Origin of the sequence: Anoxybacillus amylolyticus, from assembly GCF_001634285.1 — a bacterium.
In the GTDB taxonomy this organism is placed as follows: domain Bacteria; phylum Bacillota; class Bacilli; order Bacillales; family Anoxybacillaceae; genus Anoxybacteroides; species Anoxybacteroides amylolyticum.
The window spans coordinates 593,296-610,189 of the sequence record NZ_CP015438.1; the positions used below are offsets into that span (position 1 = coordinate 593,296).

Below are 16,894 nucleotides of genomic sequence, written 5' to 3' on the forward strand. Positions count from 1 at the left end.
GAAGTTGTTGCGAAAATTTTTTTCGACAAAAAATGAATGACTGTTCATTCAATAGAGGTGAGGGGGAAGGACTATGGTCAAACGAATTAAACGGGCAGCGGTTCTCGGGTCTGGAGTGATGGGCTCCGGAATTGCCGCGCATTTAGCGAACGTTGGCATTCCGACATTGCTATTAGACATTGTGCCTCGCGAACTGACAAAAGAAGAAGAAGCAAAAGGACTTACACTCGAACATAAAGAAGTGCGCAATCGTTTCGTCAATCAAGCATTGCAAAAATTATTAAAACAAAAACCAGCTCCGCTTATGTCAAAGGAGAAGATTGCCCTTATTGAAGTTGGGAACTTTGAAGACGATTTCCATCGGTTGAAAGAAGCGGATTGGATCATCGAAGTCGTTGTTGAACGGCTCGATGTCAAACAGAGCGTCTTTGCTAAAGTTGATGAAGTGAGAAAACCGGGCAGCATCGTCAGTTCCAATACGTCAGGGATTTCGATTGAAGCGATGGCAGAAGGGCGTTCGGAAGATTTTAAAAAGCATTTTTTAGGCACGCACTTTTTCAACCCACCGCGGTATTTGAAATTGCTCGAAGTCATTCCAACGAAACATACGGATCCGAACGTCGTTTCGTTTATGAAAACGTTTGGTGAAGATGTGCTTGGTAAAGGCGTCGTCATGGCGAAAGATACGCCGAACTTTATCGCCAACCGCATCGGTACGTACGGATTGTTAGTGACGGTAAGAGAGATGATGAAAGGCGGCTACAGCGTCGGCGAAGTCGATTCGGTCACCGGCCCGCTCATCGGACGGCCGAAAAGTGCGACATTCCGCACGCTTGATGTCGTCGGATTGGACACGTTCGTGCATGTCGCCAATAACGTATTTGAAAAAGTAGAAGGAGAAGAAAAAGAAGCGTTCCGTGTTCCAGATTTTATGAAAGCAATGTTAGAAAAAGGATGGCTCGGAAGCAAATCTGGCCAAGGCTTTTTCTTGAAAAAAGGAAAAGAAATCTTGGAGCTGAATTACGAAACACTGGAATACGAGCCAAGCAAGAAATTAAAAACGCCGGCAACGGAGGCGAGCAAACAGGCGAAAGGATTAGCGAACAAACTGAAAGCGCTTGTATATGCGGACGACCGCGCTGGCACGTTGCTTTGGAATATTTTAAGTTCTGTATTGCTTTACTCAGCGAAATTGCTCGGTGAAATTGCGGATGACATTGTTGCGATCGACCGCGCAATGAAATGGGGATTCGGCTGGGAACTAGGCCCGTTTGAAACGTGGGATGCGATCGGTCTGGAGCAATCCGTTCGCAAAATGCAGGCGGAAGGACGGAATATCCCGGATTCGATTACTGAAATGCTGGCAAACGGACACACATCGTTCTACAAAACAGAAAACGGCAACGTACTCTTTTACGATCGTGGCGAATACAAAGCGGTAGAGGAAAACGCCAAAGTCATTCATATTCAACGGCTGAAAGAAGAAAAAGGCGTTATTAAGAAAAATAGCGGTGCAAGTCTCATTGACCTCGGCGATGATGTCGCGCTATTAGAATTTCATTCGCCAAACAACGCGATCGGTTTAGATATTGTACAAATGATCAACTATGCGCTCGAAGAAGTCGATCGCAACTACAAAGGACTTGTCATTGGCAACCAAGGTAAAAACTTCTGCGTCGGTGCGAACTTAGCGATGATTTTAATGGAAGCACAAGACGATAACTATTTGGAAATTGAATTTGTTGTTCGGCAGTTCCAGCAAGCGATGATGAATATTAAATACAGCCCGAAACCGGTCGTTGTCGCACCGTTTGCGATGACGCTCGGTGGTGGAACGGAAATTTGCTTGCCGTCTGCCCGCATTCAAGCAGCTGCGGAAACGTATATGGGACTTGTTGAAGTGGGCGTCGGCTTAATTCCGGGTGGCGGCGGAAACAAAGAATTGTATATTAAACATTTAAACAGCATGCCAAACGGCGTAGAATTTGATCTACAAAAAGTGGCGAACAAAGTATTCGAAACGATTGCGATGGCGAAAGTATCGACATCAGCCGTGGAAGCACGTGAACTAAACTTTTTAAATAATACAGACGGCATTTCGATGAACGGCGATCATTTGCTTTACGATGCAAAACAGGCAGTCATTTCGCTCTATGACAACGGCTACCAGCCGCCAGTACGTAAAAAAGTACCGGTAGTCGGCGAAACGGGGTATGCGACGCTATTATTGGCGGCGCAATCGATGCATCTTTCTGGCTATATTACCGACCACGACTTAACGATTGCGAAAAAGCTCGCATACGTTATTGCCGGTGGCAAAGTGCCGTACGGAACGGAAGTCGATGAACAATATTTATTAGATTTAGAGCGGGAAGCATTTTTAAGTTTAGTAGGCGAACCGAAATCACAAGCAAGAATGCAGCATATGCTTGTGAAAGGGAAGCCGTTGCGTAACTAAAAAGGGGGGGATCTTGTGAGAGAAGCGGTCATTGTAGCGGGGGCGCGTACACCTGTCGGAAAAGCAAAGAAAGGAACGCTTGCCCATGTGCGTCCGGATGATTTAGGGGCGCTTGTCGTGAAAGAAACGTTAAAACGGGCAGGAAATTATGAAGGGAATATTGACGATTTAATTATCGGCTGTGCGATGCCGGAAGCGGAACAAGGATTAAACATCGCCCGCAACATCGGAGCGCTAGCAGGGCTTCCGTATACGGTTCCGGCAATTACGATCAATCGCTATTGCTCATCTGGGTTACAAGCGATTGCTTACGCAGCAGAGCGAATTATGCTCGGGCATTCAGACACGATCATCGCTGGTGGGGTTGAGTCGATGAGCCTTGTGCCGATGATGGGGCACGTTGTACGTCCGAATGTGAAGTTGGCAGAAAGCGCGCCAGAATATTATATGTCGATGGGGCATACGGCAGAGCAAGTAGCGATGAAATACGGCGTGACGCGCGAAGACCAAGACGCATTTGCGGTGCGCAGCCATCAACGGGCAGCGAAAGCGATTCAAGAAGGGAAATTTGTCGATGAAATTGTTCCCGTCGAAGTAACTATTCGCAAGCTCGAAAACAATAAACTAGTAGAAAAAACGGTGCTCTTTTCAGAAGATGAAGGGGTGCGCCCAGATACAAATATGGAAACATTGGCAAAGCTTCGTCCAGCATTTGCTGTGAATGGAACGGTCACGGCTGGAAACGCTTCGCAAACGAGCGATGGCGCCGCAGCGGTCATGGTCATGGAGCGCGAAAAAGCAGAAGCATTGGGGCTAAAACCGCTTGGCAAGTTTCGTTCGTTCGCGGTCGCTGGGGTACCGCCGGAAGTGATGGGCATCGGCCCAGTAGCGGCGATTCCGAAAGCGTTGAAATTGGCGGGGCTTGAACTTTCTGATATCGGGTTATTTGAACTGAACGAAGCGTTCGCTTCCCAATCGATTCAGGTCATTCGCGAACTTGGTTTAGATGAAGACAAAGTGAATGTTAACGGCGGAGCAATTGCGCTCGGTCATCCGCTCGGATGCACAGGAGCGAAATTAACATTGTCGCTTCTTCATGAAATGCGCCGCCGCAACGAGCAATTTGGCATTGTCACGATGTGCATCGGCGGCGGCATGGGTGCGGCAGGTGTGTTTGAATTAATTAATTAAAAAGCGGTGCGGGCGGTAAATCCGCCTCACCGGACAAATAAGGGGGAGGAATAACAATGACAAAAGCAACAGAGCAAGTAGTAAAAGGCGGCAGCTTTTTAGTTGAAGATGTTTCTTGTGAGCGTGTATTTACACCGGAAGATTTTACCGATGAACAAAAAATGATTGCGAAAACGACAGAAGAGTTCGTTGTGAACGAAGTACTTCCACAATTGGAGCATTTAGAAAACCACGAATTTGACCGGTCAGTGAAACTATTAAAACAAGCGGGCGAGCTTGGATTGTTAGGGGCGGACGTTCCAGAAGAGTACGGTGGATTAGGGCTGGATAAAATCAGTTCTGCCTTGATTGCCGAAAAAATGTCACGGGCAGGCGGATTCTCGATTTCCCACGGCGCACACGTCGGCATTGGTTCGCTTCCAATCGTTTTATTCGGTACAGAAGAACAAAAGCAAAAATATTTGCCAGCGTTGGCAACAGGTGAAAAAATTGCGGCGTATGCGTTAACTGAGCCTGGTTCTGGTTCTGACGCGTTAGGGGCAAAAACGACGGCAAAACTGAACGCAGAAGGGACGCACTACATTTTAAACGGCGAAAAACAATGGATCACCAACGCTGGATTTGCAGATGTATTTGTCGTGTATGCAAAAGTGGACGGCGAACATTTCTCCGCGTTTATCGTCGAACGTGACTTCCCTGGTGTATCAACAGGCGCAGAAGAAAAGAAAATGGGGATTAAAAGCTCTTCGACGCGCACATTAATTTTACAAGATGCGCTCGTTCCGAAAGAAAACTTGCTTGGCGAAATTGGCAAGGGCCATGTCATCGCCTTCAATATTTTAAACATCGGTCGCTATAAATTAGGGGTCGGCGCGGTCGGCGGTGCGAAACGCGCGCTAGAAATTACAATTCAATACGCGAACCAACGTCAACAATTTAAAACGCCGATCTCCAAATTTACATTAACGCAAGAAAAATTTGCGACCATGGCATCGAAATTATATGCAGCAGAAAGCTCCGTCTACCGTACGGTTGGCTTATTTGAAGAGCGGATGAGCCAATTAGATGCAGAACAAGCGAAAGACGGCAAAGAAATTGCCAAATCGATTGCCGAGTATGCGATTGAATGTTCGCTCAACAAGTTTTTCTCGACGGAAGTATTGGACTACATCGTCGATGAAGGCGTACAAATTCATGGCGGTTACGGCTTTATGCAAGAGTACGAGATTGAGCGCGCGTACCGCGATTCGCGCATTAACCGCATTTTTGAAGGAACGAACGAAATTAACCGCCTTCTTGTGCCAGGCACGTATTTGCGCAAGGCGATGAAAGGGGAACTTCCGCTTTTACAAAAAGCGCAGCAATTACAAGAAGAGTTGATGATGGTAATGCCGGAAGAAGTGGGCGACGGTGTGCTTGAGCAAGAGAAATATTTGGTACGCAACGCGAAAAAAATTGCGTTGTTAACAGCAGGGCTAGCGGCACAAAAATTCGGCCCAAAACTAGAAAAAGAGCAAGAGATTTTAGTCAATATCGCCGACATCGTCAGCAACATTTATGCAATGGAATCTGCGCTTCTTCGCACCGAAAAAGCGATCCAAACATCCGGTGTAGAGAAAAACAAACAAAAAATTCTTTACACAGAAATTTTCTGCCAAGAGGCATTTAACGAAATTGAAGCACACGCCAAAGAAACGATTATTGCGGTCGAACAAGGCGATATGTTGCGCATGATGTTGTCGGCATTGCGCAAACTCACCCGTCATACGCCAATTAACGTCATTGCGAAAAAACGCGAAGCAGCGGCGGCGTTAATTGAAGCAGAGCGCTATATTGTGTAATAATGGAAGTACCAGGCTGCGGTCTGGTACTTTTGTTGTTGAGGTGATTGAATGGTAACGTTTTATTGGTACCCAAAATGCGGCACGTGCCGGAAAGCGAAAAAATGGCTGGATGAGCGCGGCATAGAAGTAAACACTGTACATATTGTCGAACAGCCACCGTCGAAAGAAGTGTTAAAAGAGCTTTATGAAAAAAGCGGGTTGCCGCTCAAAAAATTTTTCAATACAAGCGGACAAAAATATCGTGTGATCGGGTTGAAAGATCGAATCCCTGCCTCTTCCGATGACGAATTGCTTGATCTTTTAGCATCCGACGGCATGTTAGTGAAACGGCCACTTCTAACAGACGGAACGAACGTTGTTGTCGGTTTTGATGAACAGCAATACGAAAAATTTTTTGGACAAGCAAACGGAAGGTAGTCGAGTTTTTCAAAAAAATCAGTTATTATTAAAAAGAATACATTTGCAGTTGGAGGGACTTGACATGAACACACCAAAAGAATTGCGTTATTCGGAAGAACATGAATGGGTGCGCGTCGAAGGCGACAAAGTGCGCGTCGGCATTACGGATTTTGCCCAAGCAGAATTAGGAGATATCGTTTTCGTAGAGCTCCCGGAAGTTGGAACAGAAGTAACAGCAAACGAGCCATTTGGTAGCGTTGAATCGGTGAAAACGGTTTCGGAACTGTATGCACCAATTAGTGGAAAAGTGGTGGAAGTGAACGAAGCGTTAAACGATAGCCCTGAGTTTGTCAACGAATCTCCGTATGAAAAAGCGTGGATGATTGTGATTGAGCCGTCCGATATAAGCGAAGTGGACAACTTGTTGACGGCGGAACAATATGAAGCAATGATTAACGAAGCATAAACCTGTACAAAGCAATGGCCATTAGTGTCATTGCTTTGTTTGTTATAGAGGAAATGCAAGAAAATGCATAGAATAATACAATAAGTCATTTTAACTTAGGTGAGGATGTTTATGACGGATAGTGGAAAAGTGATTATTGTCGAAGGACGCTCAGACAAGAAAAAAATAGAAAATTTAGTAAAAGAACCGATCGAAATTATTTGCACGAATGGAACGATTAGTCGTTCCAAATTAGACGAGTGGAGTGAAGCACTGTATAATAAAGAAGTGTTCATTTTAGTTGATGCGGACGAAGCGGGAGAGCGACTAAGGAAACAATTGCGCCGCGAGTTTCCGGAAGCGGAGCATTTATATATTGACCGAACGTATCGAGAAGTTGCTGCTGCACCGAAACAACATATTGCTATGGTGTTATTAGGTGCCAATATTGATGTGCATGTCGATGATTTATAAAGGACGGGGCAAAAATGCAAGAAGTAGGGATGAAACAATTGGATGAGCAACTGCAGACGCAAACGATTGCCTGTTTGTATTTATATACCCCGATGTGCGGGACGTGCCAGCTGGCGAAGCGGATGCTAGAGGTGGTGGAACAACTATTCCCTCACATCCCTTTTTACCAAGCGGATATCAATTATATGCCGGAACGTGCGATCGAGTGGAAAATCGAAAGCGTTCCATGTTTGCTTTTATTTCACGATGGAACGATACGGCAAAAACTATATGCGTTTCATTCGGTTCTCCATCTGTACGAAACGATCCAAACAGTCGAAAAACACCGCTAAAGAAGCGGTGTTTTTTCGCATAAACAGACGTTTTTTGACATATTTCTCGGGAAATGCGCAACATTTTGTATGTTTTCGTGGGGATTTGTCGAGAAGTTGTAAAAGGAGTTCCCGCACGCCAAATGGAATGAGTAAAGGGAGAAGGAAAATAGAGAGGCGGGAACTGAGTATGGACGAATTAGTCAAGCAGTTTGTGGAACGGGTAAACGCGTTGAAACATTTGTTGCCGATCTTGCCGGAAGAAGCATTATATGTTTGTTTTCAATGTGAAGAGGAGGAGATGATTTTTTGCCTCTCCAAACAAGGAATGTATCGAACATCAGAAGTGGATGAGCAAAAAGCGGTAACTGTTTGCGGCACAAAAGAAGCGTTAAAAAGTCTATTCTATGGAGAACTCAAACTGCAACAACAGCTCCGTCTAAAAGAAATAGCGGTTTTCGGAAGTTTTCGTCACATTTTATTGCTAGAATCGTTATTTCATTTAGCAAAACCGTATCGACATGCCTCTTGAATTCATAGAACAAGAATGATAGTATTATTATTCAGAAAAGTTAAACGATTTGAAAATATCCCTCTCGTGGCAGTATTTTCGGCATACGCTTTAAGAGAGGGGCGGGGGAGAGGATTAGCGTGAGTGAATCATCATATCGGTTAGAAACAATTGCGGTTCATGGGGGATTGCAGCCAGATCCGGTAACAGGGGCACGTGCTGTGCCGATTTATCAGTCGAATGCGTATCAGTTTGCGAATACGGAACATGCCGCTAATCTTTTTGCCTTGAAAGAAGCGGGTTACATTTATACGCGCATTCATAATCCGACAGCCACAGTGTTTGAAGACCGAGTGGCGCAGCTAGAAGGTGGAATTGGCAGCCTTGCCGTTGCGAGCGGAATGGCAGCTATTACGTTAGCGATTTTAAATATCGCTCATGCAGGGGATGACATCGTTTCTGCTTCCACCTTGTACGGCGGCACGTACAATTTGTTGGCGAATACGTTGCCGAAATACGGCATTACGACCCATTTTGTCGATCCGTCTGATCCAGAAAATTTCCGGGCGGCAATTACGCCAAAAACGAAGGCAATTTTTGCGGAAACGATCGGCAATCCGAGCTTGCACGTGCTAGACATTGAAGCGGTGGCGGAAATTGCGCACGAAGCAGGTATCCCGTTGATTATTGACAACACGTTTGCGACGCCGTACCTTTGCCGGCCAATTGAGCATGGGGCAGACATCGTCGTTCATTCAGCGACGAAATGGTTGCTTGGGAATGGAACGACGCTCGGCGGCATTATTGTCGATGGCGGGAAATTTCACTGGAACTCACCAAAATTCCCAGGGTTTACGACACCTGACGAAAGTTACCACGGGCTTGTGTATGCCGATTTAGGCGCGGCTGCCTATATTGTGAAAGCGCGCGTTCAATTGTTGCGCGATTTAGGACCAGCGATTAGCCCGTTTAACGCGTTTCAATTTAATCTAGGGTTAGAAACGTTGCACGTACGCATGAAAGAACATATTGCCAATACGAGAAAACTTGTTGAGTATTTAGATCAACATCCAGCGGTAGAATGGGTGCTTTATCCGGAACATGAACGGCATCCGGCAAACGAATTAGCGAAAAAATATATGCCAAAAGGAGCTGGGGCAGTGGTTGTCTTTGGCATTAAAGGCGGGCGAGAAGCAGGGGTTGCGCTTATTAACAACGTGAAACTTTGGTCGCATGTGGCGAACGTTGGCGACGCGAAAAGTTTAATTATTCACCCAGCAAGCACAACGCATCAACAACTAAGCGCAGAAGACTTAAAAGCATCCGGCGTGACAGAAGATATGATTCGTTTATCAGTCGGAATCGAAAACGTGGACGATTTAATCGAAGACTTAGAACAAGCGATCGAAGCGGCGACAGGTGTGCGGTCGATGTATTCGCGAGTGTAGGTATGAGAGGTGCTAGTTAGACTTTTCGACTAGCACCTCTCATTTGATTATGCGCATATTTATCACAATGACGTCTGGTACATGTATATGTACAAGAGTGTCTAGTGAATCAAGACAAGAAACAGAACCGATAACCGTTAGGCTACTTTCATTTTCTAACAATTTTTTCAAACCAAGCAAATAAATAGGATCAGAATCAACAAGCAATGTACGAATAACCATACCATTTCCCCTCTACTATTTTTCACTAAATTTTACTTCATTAAATAAACTTTGGGATCTTCACCAAAAGTTGTACTTGACTGTTTCAAAACATGTGATCTTTCCTTCTGTAAGGAAAAATCAGTAAATCAAAGGTTTTCATACAGGGTGACACGAGAAAAAGCCTCACTTGTCAAGTACACGTTATGGTGATGAATCGATAATCAACATTCGTGGAAAAACATTTTAAAAATTTTTTTATTGACACTTTCTTTTTGTCGGTGATACAATCACATTCGTAGTTAAAAAAACTCTTAAATGTGTTAAAACGTTAACTGAATAAAGCGGTGAAATGCGCTCTTATCAAGAGAGGTGGAGGGATGTGCCCGATGAAACCCGGCAACCGTCAGCGCTGCTGAAATGGTGCCAATTCACACAAAGCGTTTGCTTTGAGAGATAAGAGACAGAATGGATGATGACGCCTTTCTGTTCTCTTGAGCAGAAAGGCTTTTTTCATGGGAGGAAGGTGGAAAGTATGATTACATTATCGAATGTCACGAAAATATATCAAGCTGCAAGCGGTGATGTAACGGCGGTTGATCACGTCAACTTGCACGTGGCAGAAGGGGAAATTTTCGGCATTATCGGCTATAGCGGCGCAGGAAAAAGTTCGCTCCTTCGCTTGTTGAATGGGCTAGAAAAGCCGACGAGCGGTGAAGTGATTGTGGATGGAAAAAATATGGGGAAAATTAGCGGCAGTGAGTTGCGGCAAGCACGCCAGCAAATCGGCATGATTTTTCAACATTTTAATTTGCTTTGGTCACGCACGGTGAGGGAAAACATTGCCTTTCCACTCGAAATTGCCGGCGTTCCGAAAGAAGAGCGACAAAAGCGGGTTGATGAACTGATTCAGCTCGTTGGGCTAGAAGGACGAGAGGATGCTTATCCTTCCCAATTGAGCGGTGGACAAAAGCAGCGTGTCGGCATCGCTCGCGCGTTAGCCAATCGTCCGAAAGTATTATTGTGCGATGAAGCGACATCAGCGCTCGACCCGCAGACGACCGATTCGATTTTAGATTTGCTTGTCGATATTAACCAGCGGCTCGGGCTGACGATTGTGCTCATTACACACGAAATGCACGTCATTCGCAAAATTTGTGATCGTGTGGCAGTGATGGAAAATGGAAAAATCGTCGAAATGGGCGAAGTGTTGCAAGTATTCCGTAAACCAGAGCAGCCGATTACGAAGCGGTTTGTGAAGCAAGTGACGGAACCAGAAGAAACGAAAGAAGCGATGGTACAATTACTCGACCAATACCCGAACGGAAAATTAGTGCAGCTTACGTTTGTTGGCGACTCTACCGAGCAACCGCTCATTACCCAGCTCATTCGCCAATTCGATTTAACCGTCAACATTTTGCAAGGAAAAATTTCGCAAACGCATCACGGTTCATATGGTGTGTTGTTTATCCATATGGATGGGGCAGACGAAGACATTGAGAGAGCGCTCGCTTTCATTCGCCAGCAACAAGTCGAAGTGGAGGTGATGACGAATGAATAACTTGTTTCCGAACATTCAGTGGGAAACGATTTGGGCGGCGACATCGGAAACGCTTTATATGACGGGAATGGCGGTCGTTGCTACGTTTATATTAGGGATTATTCTCGGATTGTTATTGTTTTTAACATCGAAAGGGAACATTTGGGAAAATAAACTAGCGAATACCATCATTTCTTCCGTCGTTAACATTTTTCGCTCCATTCCGTTTATCATTTTAATTATTTTGCTTATTCCGTTTACGAAAGTAGTAGTCGGCACAATTCTCGGGGCGAATGCAGCATTGCCGGCTCTCATCATCGGGGCAGCACCATTTTATGCGCGGATGGTCGAAATTGCCCTTCGTGAAATTGACAAAGGCGTCATTGAAGCGGCGAAAGCGATGGGAGCGACGACAGCGCAAATTATTTGGAAAGTGCTTATCCCAGAATCACTGCCAGCGCTGATTTCTGGTATTACGGTAACCGCGATTGCCCTTGTCGGGTATACGGCGATGGCGGGGGTTGTCGGAGCAGGCGGTCTTGGAAACTTAGCATATTTGGAAGGCTTTCAGCGCAACCATAACGACGTAACATTTGTTGCGACTGTGCTCATTTTAGTTATTGTGTTTATCATCCAGTTTATTGGTGACTTTGTCACTTCTAAAATAGATAAAAGATAAAAAATAGGAGGAAAAACAGCATGAAAAAATGGATGGTTTTATTCGTCGCGGTACTCGTATTGGCGCTTGCCGCTTGCGGTAGCAACAATGCTAGCGGAGAAAAAGAAACAGGAAAATTAGTCGTCGGTGCTTCTAATGTACCGCATGCGGAAATTTTAGAGAAAGCAAAACCACTTTTAAAGAAAAAAGGTATTGACTTAAAAATTGTGACATTCCAAGATTACATTTTGCCAAACAAAGCGTTAGCGGATAAAGAAATTGATGCGAACTATTTCCAACACATTCCTTATTTAGAAGCGCAGAAAAAAGAGTATGGCTATGATTTCGTTAACGCGGGTGGCGTGCATATTGAACCAATCGGCATTTATTCAAAAAAATATAAAAGCCTTGACGAGTTGCCAGAAGGCGCAACGATTATTATGAGTAACTCCGTCGCTGATCATGGCCGCATTTTATCGATGTTACAAGAGAAAGGACTAATTAAATTAAAAGACGGCGTAGACAAAACGAAAGCAACGGTCAATGATATTGTCGAAAATCCGAAAAAATTAAAATTTAAAACAGATGTAGACGCAGGTCTTTTACCGCAAATTTATAAAAATAACGAAGGCGATGCGGTCGTGATTAACGCGAACTATGCATTAGATGCAGGATTAAATCCAGCAAAAGACCCAATTGCCGTCGAATCGCCAAAAAATAACCCATATGTAAACATCATTGCTGTACGCAAAGGCGACGAAAATCGTAAAGAAATTAAAACATTAGTAGAAGTATTGCAATCAAAAGAAATTCAAGACTTTATTAAAGAAAAATATAAAGGTGCTGTCATTCCAGCCGCACAATAAAAAAGCGCAGGAGGTTAGAACAGAGGCGATTTTGCCTCTGTTCTTTTTTAGTGGGAAATCCTGATAGAAAAGCGATTTTTTAGCCATACTAACATCGAACTTCATGTTAGAAAGGGGTTATATTGATGGATAAGCAAATGCACCGTTCCTCGACGGAAGCGGCTTTACGGCGTTACAAGGAAGGATTAGGAGCGTTTACGAATAAACTTCCGGAGGTTGCAAAGCAATTTCAAGCGTTTACGGAAGTTTGTTTTCAAGAAGGCGCGCTGTCAAAAAAAGAAAAACAGCTAATAGCTTTGGGCATTAGTTTAGCAACACAAGATGAATATTGTACCATTTATCATACAAAGGGGTGTCTGGATCAAGGGGCGACAGAGCAGGAAATTTTAGAAACATGCGGTGTTGCAGCAGCATTTGCTGGAGGCGCGGCCATGAGCCAAGCGGTAACACTTGTTCAAGAATGTATGAGTGAACTAGCAACAAAGCATTAGAAGACTCCGGAAAGGAGTCTTTTTCGCTTCCATTGCGCCAATATAATAAGGAAAAAACAATTCGTAACCGTAGGGATTGGGCGGTTTCTATGTTTTCTTGAATGATCGGAAAAGATAGGTTCTTTCATTACATACTTTTGAAACTTTTTTGTTTAAAAAGTATTGTAATGAGGTTAAATGGTTGATTAGCCTTTTCATTTGTTATAAGATTGTAATGAGAATAAAATGAGAATACAATAAGTGTGTAAAATCAGTCAATGAGATACACAAACTTTTTACAATTGGAGGTATTTTTCATGGCAGTGTTGACGATTCAAGATCTCCACGTATCTGTGGAAGGAAAAGAAATTTTAAAAGGGGTAAGTTTAGAGGTAAAAGGTGGCGAAATTCACGCCATTATGGGACCAAACGGAACTGGCAAATCGACGTTATCATCGGCGATTATGGGCCATCCAAAATATGAAGTGACAAAAGGAAGCATCACGTTAGACGGGCAAGACGTATTGGAAATGGAAGTAGATGAGCGCGCTCGTGCAGGACTTTTCCTAGCGATGCAATATCCAAGCGAAATTAGCGGGGTAACGAATGCTGACTTTTTACGTGCAGCGTTAAATGCTCGACTTGGCGAAGGAAACGAAATTTCGCTCATGAAATTTATCCGTAAACTCGATGAAAAAATGACATTTTTGGAAATGAATCCAGACATGGCGCACCGCTATTTAAACGAAGGATTTTCCGGCGGGGAGAAAAAGCGGAACGAAATTTTACAGCTAATGATGTTAGAGCCAAAAATTGCGATTTTGGATGAAATCGACTCTGGTCTTGACATCGACGCGCTAAAAATCGTATCAAAAGGCGTTAACGAAATGCGTAGTAGCGACTTCGGCTGTTTGATCATTACCCACTACCAACGCTTGCTCAATTACATTACACCAGACTACGTGCACGTCATGATGCAAGGACGTATCGTTAAATCCGGCGGACCGGAGTTAGCGCACCGTTTAGAAGCAGAAGGATACGATTGGATTAAGAAAGAACTTGGCATTGAAGACGAAACTGTTGAGCAAGAAGTGTAAGCGTTAGGAGGACTTATGATGATTGAAACAAAATTACCATTCGACCAACAGTATGTGCGCACCTTCTCCGAAGGGCACGGCGAACCGAGCTGGTTGTTACATCTTCGCTTACAAGCTCTTGCTAAAGCGGAAGAATTGCCGTTGCCAAAGCCAGATAAAACGAGAATTGACAAATGGAATTTTACTCCATTTCCTCATCACGTCGTGCAAAGCGCTCCGCTTTCCTCATTAGAAGAACTTCCAGAAGCGGTGAAAGCGCTCATTAATTTAGAAGACGAAGCAAAAAATTTATATGTGCAACGCGACAATACACCAGTATATCTTTCTTTAGCGGAAGACTTAAAGGAAAAAGGTGTTATTTTTACCGATATTTTTACGGCTGTTCGTGAATATAGCGAGCTTGTCGAAAAATATTTTATGAAAGATGGTGTTCGCATCGATGAACATCGGTTAACTGCTCTCCACGCTGCATTAATGAACGGTGGGGTATTTGTATATGTACCGAAGAACGTTGAAGTAGAAACCCCACTTCAAGCTGTGTATATGCAAGAAAACAAAGAAGCGGTTTTATTCAACCATGTCATCGTTGTTGCAGAAGAAAACAGTAAAGTTTCCTATGTGGAAAATTATCTTTCTATCCATGGTGAGGCGAATGCGGTTGCTAATATTATCGTGGAAGTGTTTGCTAACGACAACGCCCAAGTCTTTTTTGCGGCAGTCGATCATTTGGCGAAAGGAACGACCGTCTATGTAAACCGCCGCGGTGTCACAGGACGCCATAGTCGCATTGAATGGGCGCTCGGCTCGATGAACGATGGCGATACAGTTTCGGAAAACATTACTCGTTTAATCGGTGACGGTTCGTATGGCGATACGAAAACGGTCGTTGTCGGTCGCGGGGAGCAAACGCAAAACTTTACAACGAGCGTCGTCCATTACGGCAAGCATACGGAAGGATATATTTTGAAACATGGCGTGGTGAAAGATAGCGCGACATCGATTTTCAACGGCATCGGCAAAATTGAACACGGGGCATCGAAGTCGAACGCAGAGCAAGAATCGCGCGTCTTAATGTTAAGCGAAAAAGCGCGTGGCGATGCGAACCCGATTCTTTTAATTGATGAAGACGATGTGACGGCAGGGCACGCTGCTTCGGTTGGGCGGGTCGATCCGACACAGCTATATTATTTAATGAGCCGCGGAATTCCGAAGAAGGAAGCAGAACGATTAATTATCCACGGCTTCTTAGCACCGGTTGTTAATGAAATTCCATTAGAAGGCGTTAAAAAGCAATTAATTGAAATTATCGAAAGGAAAGTTAAATGATGAATGAAAAAGAGGTTCGTCAGCTGTTTCCGATTTTAGCGCAAGAAGTGAATGGCAAGCCGTTAGTCTATCTAGATAGCGCAGCTACTTCTCAGAAACCTCTTCCTGTCATTGAAGCGCTAGAGAAATATTATCGCGAATATAACTCGAACGTGCACCGCGGCGTGCATACGCTCGGAACGAAAGCGACCGATGCGTATGAAGGGGCGCGCGAAAAGGTGCGGAAATTTATTAACGCCAAATCGACGCAAGAAATTATATTTACGCGCGGAACGACGACAGCGCTGAATATGGTTGCCGCAAGCTACGGACGCGCGAATTTGCGTGAAGGCGATGAAATTGTCATCACCTATATGGAACACCATAGCAATATTATCCCATGGCAACAAGTCGCCAAACAAACAGGTGCGACATTAAAATATATTCCGTTGCAGGCAGATGGCTCGATTAGTTTGGACGACGTGGAAAATACGGTGACACCGAATACGAAAATTGTTTCTGTCATGCAAGTGTCGAATGTGCTCGGTGCGATTAACCCGATTAAGCAAATGGCGGAAATTGCCCATCGAAACGGGGCGGTTATGGTTGTCGATGCCGCGCAAAGCGCCCCTCATATGAAACTTGACGTGCAAAACTTAGATTGCGATTTCCTCGCGTTTTCTGGGCATAAAATGTGTGCACCGACCGGGATTGGCGTATTATATGGAAAGCGGACATTGCTTGAGCAAATGGAGCCGGTAGAGTTCGGCGGCGAAATGATTGATTTTGTTGGTTTGTACGAATCAACGTGGAAAGAACTGCCGTGGAAGTTTGAAGGCGGAACACCAATTATCGCTGGAGCTATCGGGTTAGGCGCAGCCATTGACTTTTTAGAAGAAATCGGATTAGACAATATTGCAGCCCATGAACATAAGCTAGCACAATATGCAATTGAACAGCTTTCTGCGATTGAAGGATTAACGATTTACGGTCCGAAACAGCGGGCTGGATTAGTGACATTTAATATCAACGATGTCCATCCACACGATGTTGCAACCGTGTTAGATGCGGAAGGGATTGCAGTAAGAGCAGGGCATCACTGTGCGCAGCCACTCATGAAATGGCTGAACGTGACGGCGACGGCCCGTGCCAGCTTTTATCTTTATAATACAGAAGAAGACATTGACCGTTTAGTGGTGGCATTAAAGAAAACGAAGGAGTATTTCAGCCATGTCTTTTAATAATCCATTAGACACACTTTACCGGCAAGTCATTATGGATCATTATAAAAACCCAAGAAACCGTGGGGTTCTTGACGATGAAAATGTGGAAATTAATATGAACAACCCAACGTGTGGGGATCGCGTTCATTTGACGATGAAAGTGGAAGACGGAAAAATTGTTGATGCAAAGTTTGAAGGAGAAGGCTGTTCCATTTCGATGTCGTCTGCGTCGATGATGACCCAAGCGATTAAAGGAAAAACGATTGAAGAAGCGCTTATGCTTTCGCAAATTTTCTCAGACATGATGCAAGGAAAAGAATACGACGATTCGGTCGATTTAGGGGACATTGAAGCGCTGCAAGGTGTTTCTAAATTTCCAGCGCGCATCAAATGTGCGACGTTGGCATGGAAAGCGATGGAAAAAGGATTGCATTCACAACAGTGAATGACTTC

The 16,894-nt window shown here is 44.4% G+C and carries 17 protein-coding genes and 1 riboswitch; all 17 genes read left to right on the top strand.

Going from position 1 to position 16,894, the window contains the following annotated elements:
• The first annotated feature begins 73 nt into the window (after nucleotides 1-73).
• The 17 genes from GFC30_RS02950 (at nucleotide 74) to sufU (ending at nucleotide 16,886) form a co-directional block, all read left to right on the top strand.
• Nucleotides 74-2,458, top strand: coding sequence for a 3-hydroxyacyl-CoA dehydrogenase/enoyl-CoA hydratase family protein (locus tag GFC30_RS02950; protein WP_066322837.1), 2,385 nt, complete (start codon nucleotides 74-76; stop codon nucleotides 2,456-2,458).
• Nucleotides 2,459-2,473: 15 nt separating this feature from the next.
• On the top strand, nucleotides 2,474-3,649 hold the full coding sequence (locus GFC30_RS02955; RefSeq protein ID WP_066322838.1) for an acetyl-CoA C-acetyltransferase: 1,176 nt from the start codon (nucleotides 2,474-2,476) through the stop codon (nucleotides 3,647-3,649).
• Between the two features lie 56 nt (nucleotides 3,650-3,705).
• Nucleotides 3,706-5,490: an acyl-CoA dehydrogenase family protein gene (locus GFC30_RS02960; RefSeq protein ID WP_066322839.1), complete on the top strand. Its 1,785-nt coding sequence runs from the start codon at nucleotides 3,706-3,708 to the stop codon at nucleotides 5,488-5,490.
• A 51-nt stretch (nucleotides 5,491-5,541) separates the two neighbouring features.
• Nucleotides 5,542-5,910 (top strand): arsenate reductase family protein, encoded by a 369-nt coding sequence (locus GFC30_RS02965; RefSeq protein ID WP_066322840.1) that lies wholly within the window; start codon nucleotides 5,542-5,544, stop codon nucleotides 5,908-5,910.
• A 64-nt stretch (nucleotides 5,911-5,974) separates the two neighbouring features.
• Complete coding sequence (gcvH, locus tag GFC30_RS02970; protein ID WP_066322841.1) at nucleotides 5,975-6,358, top strand: glycine cleavage system protein GcvH; 384 nt, start codon at nucleotides 5,975-5,977, stop codon at nucleotides 6,356-6,358.
• 111 nt (nucleotides 6,359-6,469) lie between these two features.
• On the top strand, nucleotides 6,470-6,811 hold the full coding sequence (locus GFC30_RS02975; RefSeq protein WP_066322842.1) for a ribonuclease M5: 342 nt from the start codon (nucleotides 6,470-6,472) through the stop codon (nucleotides 6,809-6,811).
• 14 nt (nucleotides 6,812-6,825) lie between these two features.
• Nucleotides 6,826-7,143 (top strand): thioredoxin family protein, encoded by a 318-nt coding sequence (locus GFC30_RS02980; protein WP_066322843.1) that lies wholly within the window; start codon nucleotides 6,826-6,828, stop codon nucleotides 7,141-7,143.
• 163 nt (nucleotides 7,144-7,306) lie between these two features.
• Entirely contained in the window at nucleotides 7,307-7,654 is a 348-nt protein-coding gene (locus GFC30_RS02985) for a sterol-binding protein (RefSeq protein ID WP_084256402.1), read from the top strand.
• A 119-nt stretch (nucleotides 7,655-7,773) separates the two neighbouring features.
• The gene (locus GFC30_RS02990) at nucleotides 7,774-9,081 is read left to right on the top strand and encodes an O-acetylhomoserine aminocarboxypropyltransferase/cysteine synthase family protein (protein WP_409978495.1); all 1,308 of its coding nucleotides are present in this window, start codon (nucleotides 7,774-7,776) and stop codon (nucleotides 9,079-9,081) included.
• 558 nt (nucleotides 9,082-9,639) lie between these two features.
• Nucleotides 9,640-9,745, top strand: a riboswitch (SAM riboswitch).
• A 72-nt stretch (nucleotides 9,746-9,817) separates the two neighbouring features.
• Nucleotides 9,818-10,843, top strand: a complete 1,026-nt coding sequence (locus GFC30_RS03000) for a methionine ABC transporter ATP-binding protein (protein WP_066322847.1) — start codon at nucleotides 9,818-9,820, stop codon at nucleotides 10,841-10,843.
• Nucleotides 10,836-11,501, top strand: coding sequence for a methionine ABC transporter permease (locus GFC30_RS03005; protein ID WP_066322848.1), 666 nt, complete (start codon nucleotides 10,836-10,838; stop codon nucleotides 11,499-11,501). The genes GFC30_RS03000 and GFC30_RS03005 overlap by 8 nt, the downstream gene beginning before the upstream one ends.
• A gap of 20 nt (nucleotides 11,502-11,521) precedes the next feature.
• Nucleotides 11,522-12,346, top strand: a complete 825-nt coding sequence (gene metQ, locus GFC30_RS03010; RefSeq protein WP_066322849.1) for a methionine ABC transporter substrate-binding lipoprotein MetQ — start codon at nucleotides 11,522-11,524, stop codon at nucleotides 12,344-12,346.
• 125 nt (nucleotides 12,347-12,471) lie between these two features.
• On the top strand, nucleotides 12,472-12,837 hold the full coding sequence (locus GFC30_RS03015) for a carboxymuconolactone decarboxylase family protein (RefSeq protein ID WP_066322850.1): 366 nt from the start codon (nucleotides 12,472-12,474) through the stop codon (nucleotides 12,835-12,837).
• Nucleotides 12,838-13,133: 296 nt separating this feature from the next.
• Nucleotides 13,134-13,913 (top strand): Fe-S cluster assembly ATPase SufC, encoded by a 780-nt coding sequence (sufC, locus tag GFC30_RS03020; RefSeq protein ID WP_066322851.1) that lies wholly within the window; start codon nucleotides 13,134-13,136, stop codon nucleotides 13,911-13,913.
• 15 nt (nucleotides 13,914-13,928) lie between these two features.
• Nucleotides 13,929-15,239: a Fe-S cluster assembly protein SufD gene (sufD, locus tag GFC30_RS03025; protein WP_066322852.1), complete on the top strand. Its 1,311-nt coding sequence runs from the start codon at nucleotides 13,929-13,931 to the stop codon at nucleotides 15,237-15,239.
• Entirely contained in the window at nucleotides 15,239-16,459 is a 1,221-nt protein-coding gene (locus tag GFC30_RS03030) for a cysteine desulfurase (RefSeq protein ID WP_066322853.1), read from the top strand. The genes sufD and GFC30_RS03030 overlap by 1 nt, the downstream gene beginning before the upstream one ends.
• Complete coding sequence (sufU, locus tag GFC30_RS03035; protein WP_066322854.1) at nucleotides 16,449-16,886, top strand: Fe-S cluster assembly sulfur transfer protein SufU; 438 nt, start codon at nucleotides 16,449-16,451, stop codon at nucleotides 16,884-16,886. Before GFC30_RS03030 ends, sufU begins: the two co-directional genes overlap by 11 nt.
• The last annotated feature ends 8 nt before the right edge of the window (nucleotides 16,887-16,894 follow it).

Bases quoted from the DNA above. Each gene is read 5' to 3' on its own strand.
- GFC30_RS02960 (WP_066322839.1), top strand. From the start codon at position 3,706: ATGACAAAAGCAACAGAGCAAGTAGTAAAAGGCGGCAGCTTTTTAGTT.
- GFC30_RS02980 (WP_066322843.1), top strand. From the start codon at position 6,826: ATGCAAGAAGTAGGGATGAAACAATTGGATGAGCAACTGCAGACGCAA.
- sufD (WP_066322852.1), top strand. From the start codon at position 13,929: ATGATGATTGAAACAAAATTACCATTCGACCAACAGTATGTGCGCACC.
- GFC30_RS03005 (WP_066322848.1), top strand. From the start codon at position 10,836: ATGAATAACTTGTTTCCGAACATTCAGTGGGAAACGATTTGGGCGGCG.
- sufU (WP_066322854.1), top strand. From the start codon at position 16,449: ATGTCTTTTAATAATCCATTAGACACACTTTACCGGCAAGTCATTATG.
- metQ (WP_066322849.1), top strand. From the start codon at position 11,522: ATGAAAAAATGGATGGTTTTATTCGTCGCGGTACTCGTATTGGCGCTT.
- gcvH (WP_066322841.1), top strand. From the start codon at position 5,975: ATGAACACACCAAAAGAATTGCGTTATTCGGAAGAACATGAATGGGTG.
- sufC (WP_066322851.1), top strand. From the start codon at position 13,134: ATGGCAGTGTTGACGATTCAAGATCTCCACGTATCTGTGGAAGGAAAA.
- GFC30_RS02965 (WP_066322840.1), top strand. From the start codon at position 5,542: ATGGTAACGTTTTATTGGTACCCAAAATGCGGCACGTGCCGGAAAGCG.
- GFC30_RS03015 (WP_066322850.1), top strand. From the start codon at position 12,472: ATGGATAAGCAAATGCACCGTTCCTCGACGGAAGCGGCTTTACGGCGT.
- GFC30_RS03000 (WP_066322847.1), top strand. From the start codon at position 9,818: ATGATTACATTATCGAATGTCACGAAAATATATCAAGCTGCAAGCGGT.
- GFC30_RS02975 (WP_066322842.1), top strand. From the start codon at position 6,470: ATGACGGATAGTGGAAAAGTGATTATTGTCGAAGGACGCTCAGACAAG.
- GFC30_RS02950 (WP_066322837.1), top strand. From the start codon at position 74: ATGGTCAAACGAATTAAACGGGCAGCGGTTCTCGGGTCTGGAGTGATG.
- GFC30_RS03030 (WP_066322853.1), top strand. From the start codon at position 15,239: ATGAATGAAAAAGAGGTTCGTCAGCTGTTTCCGATTTTAGCGCAAGAA.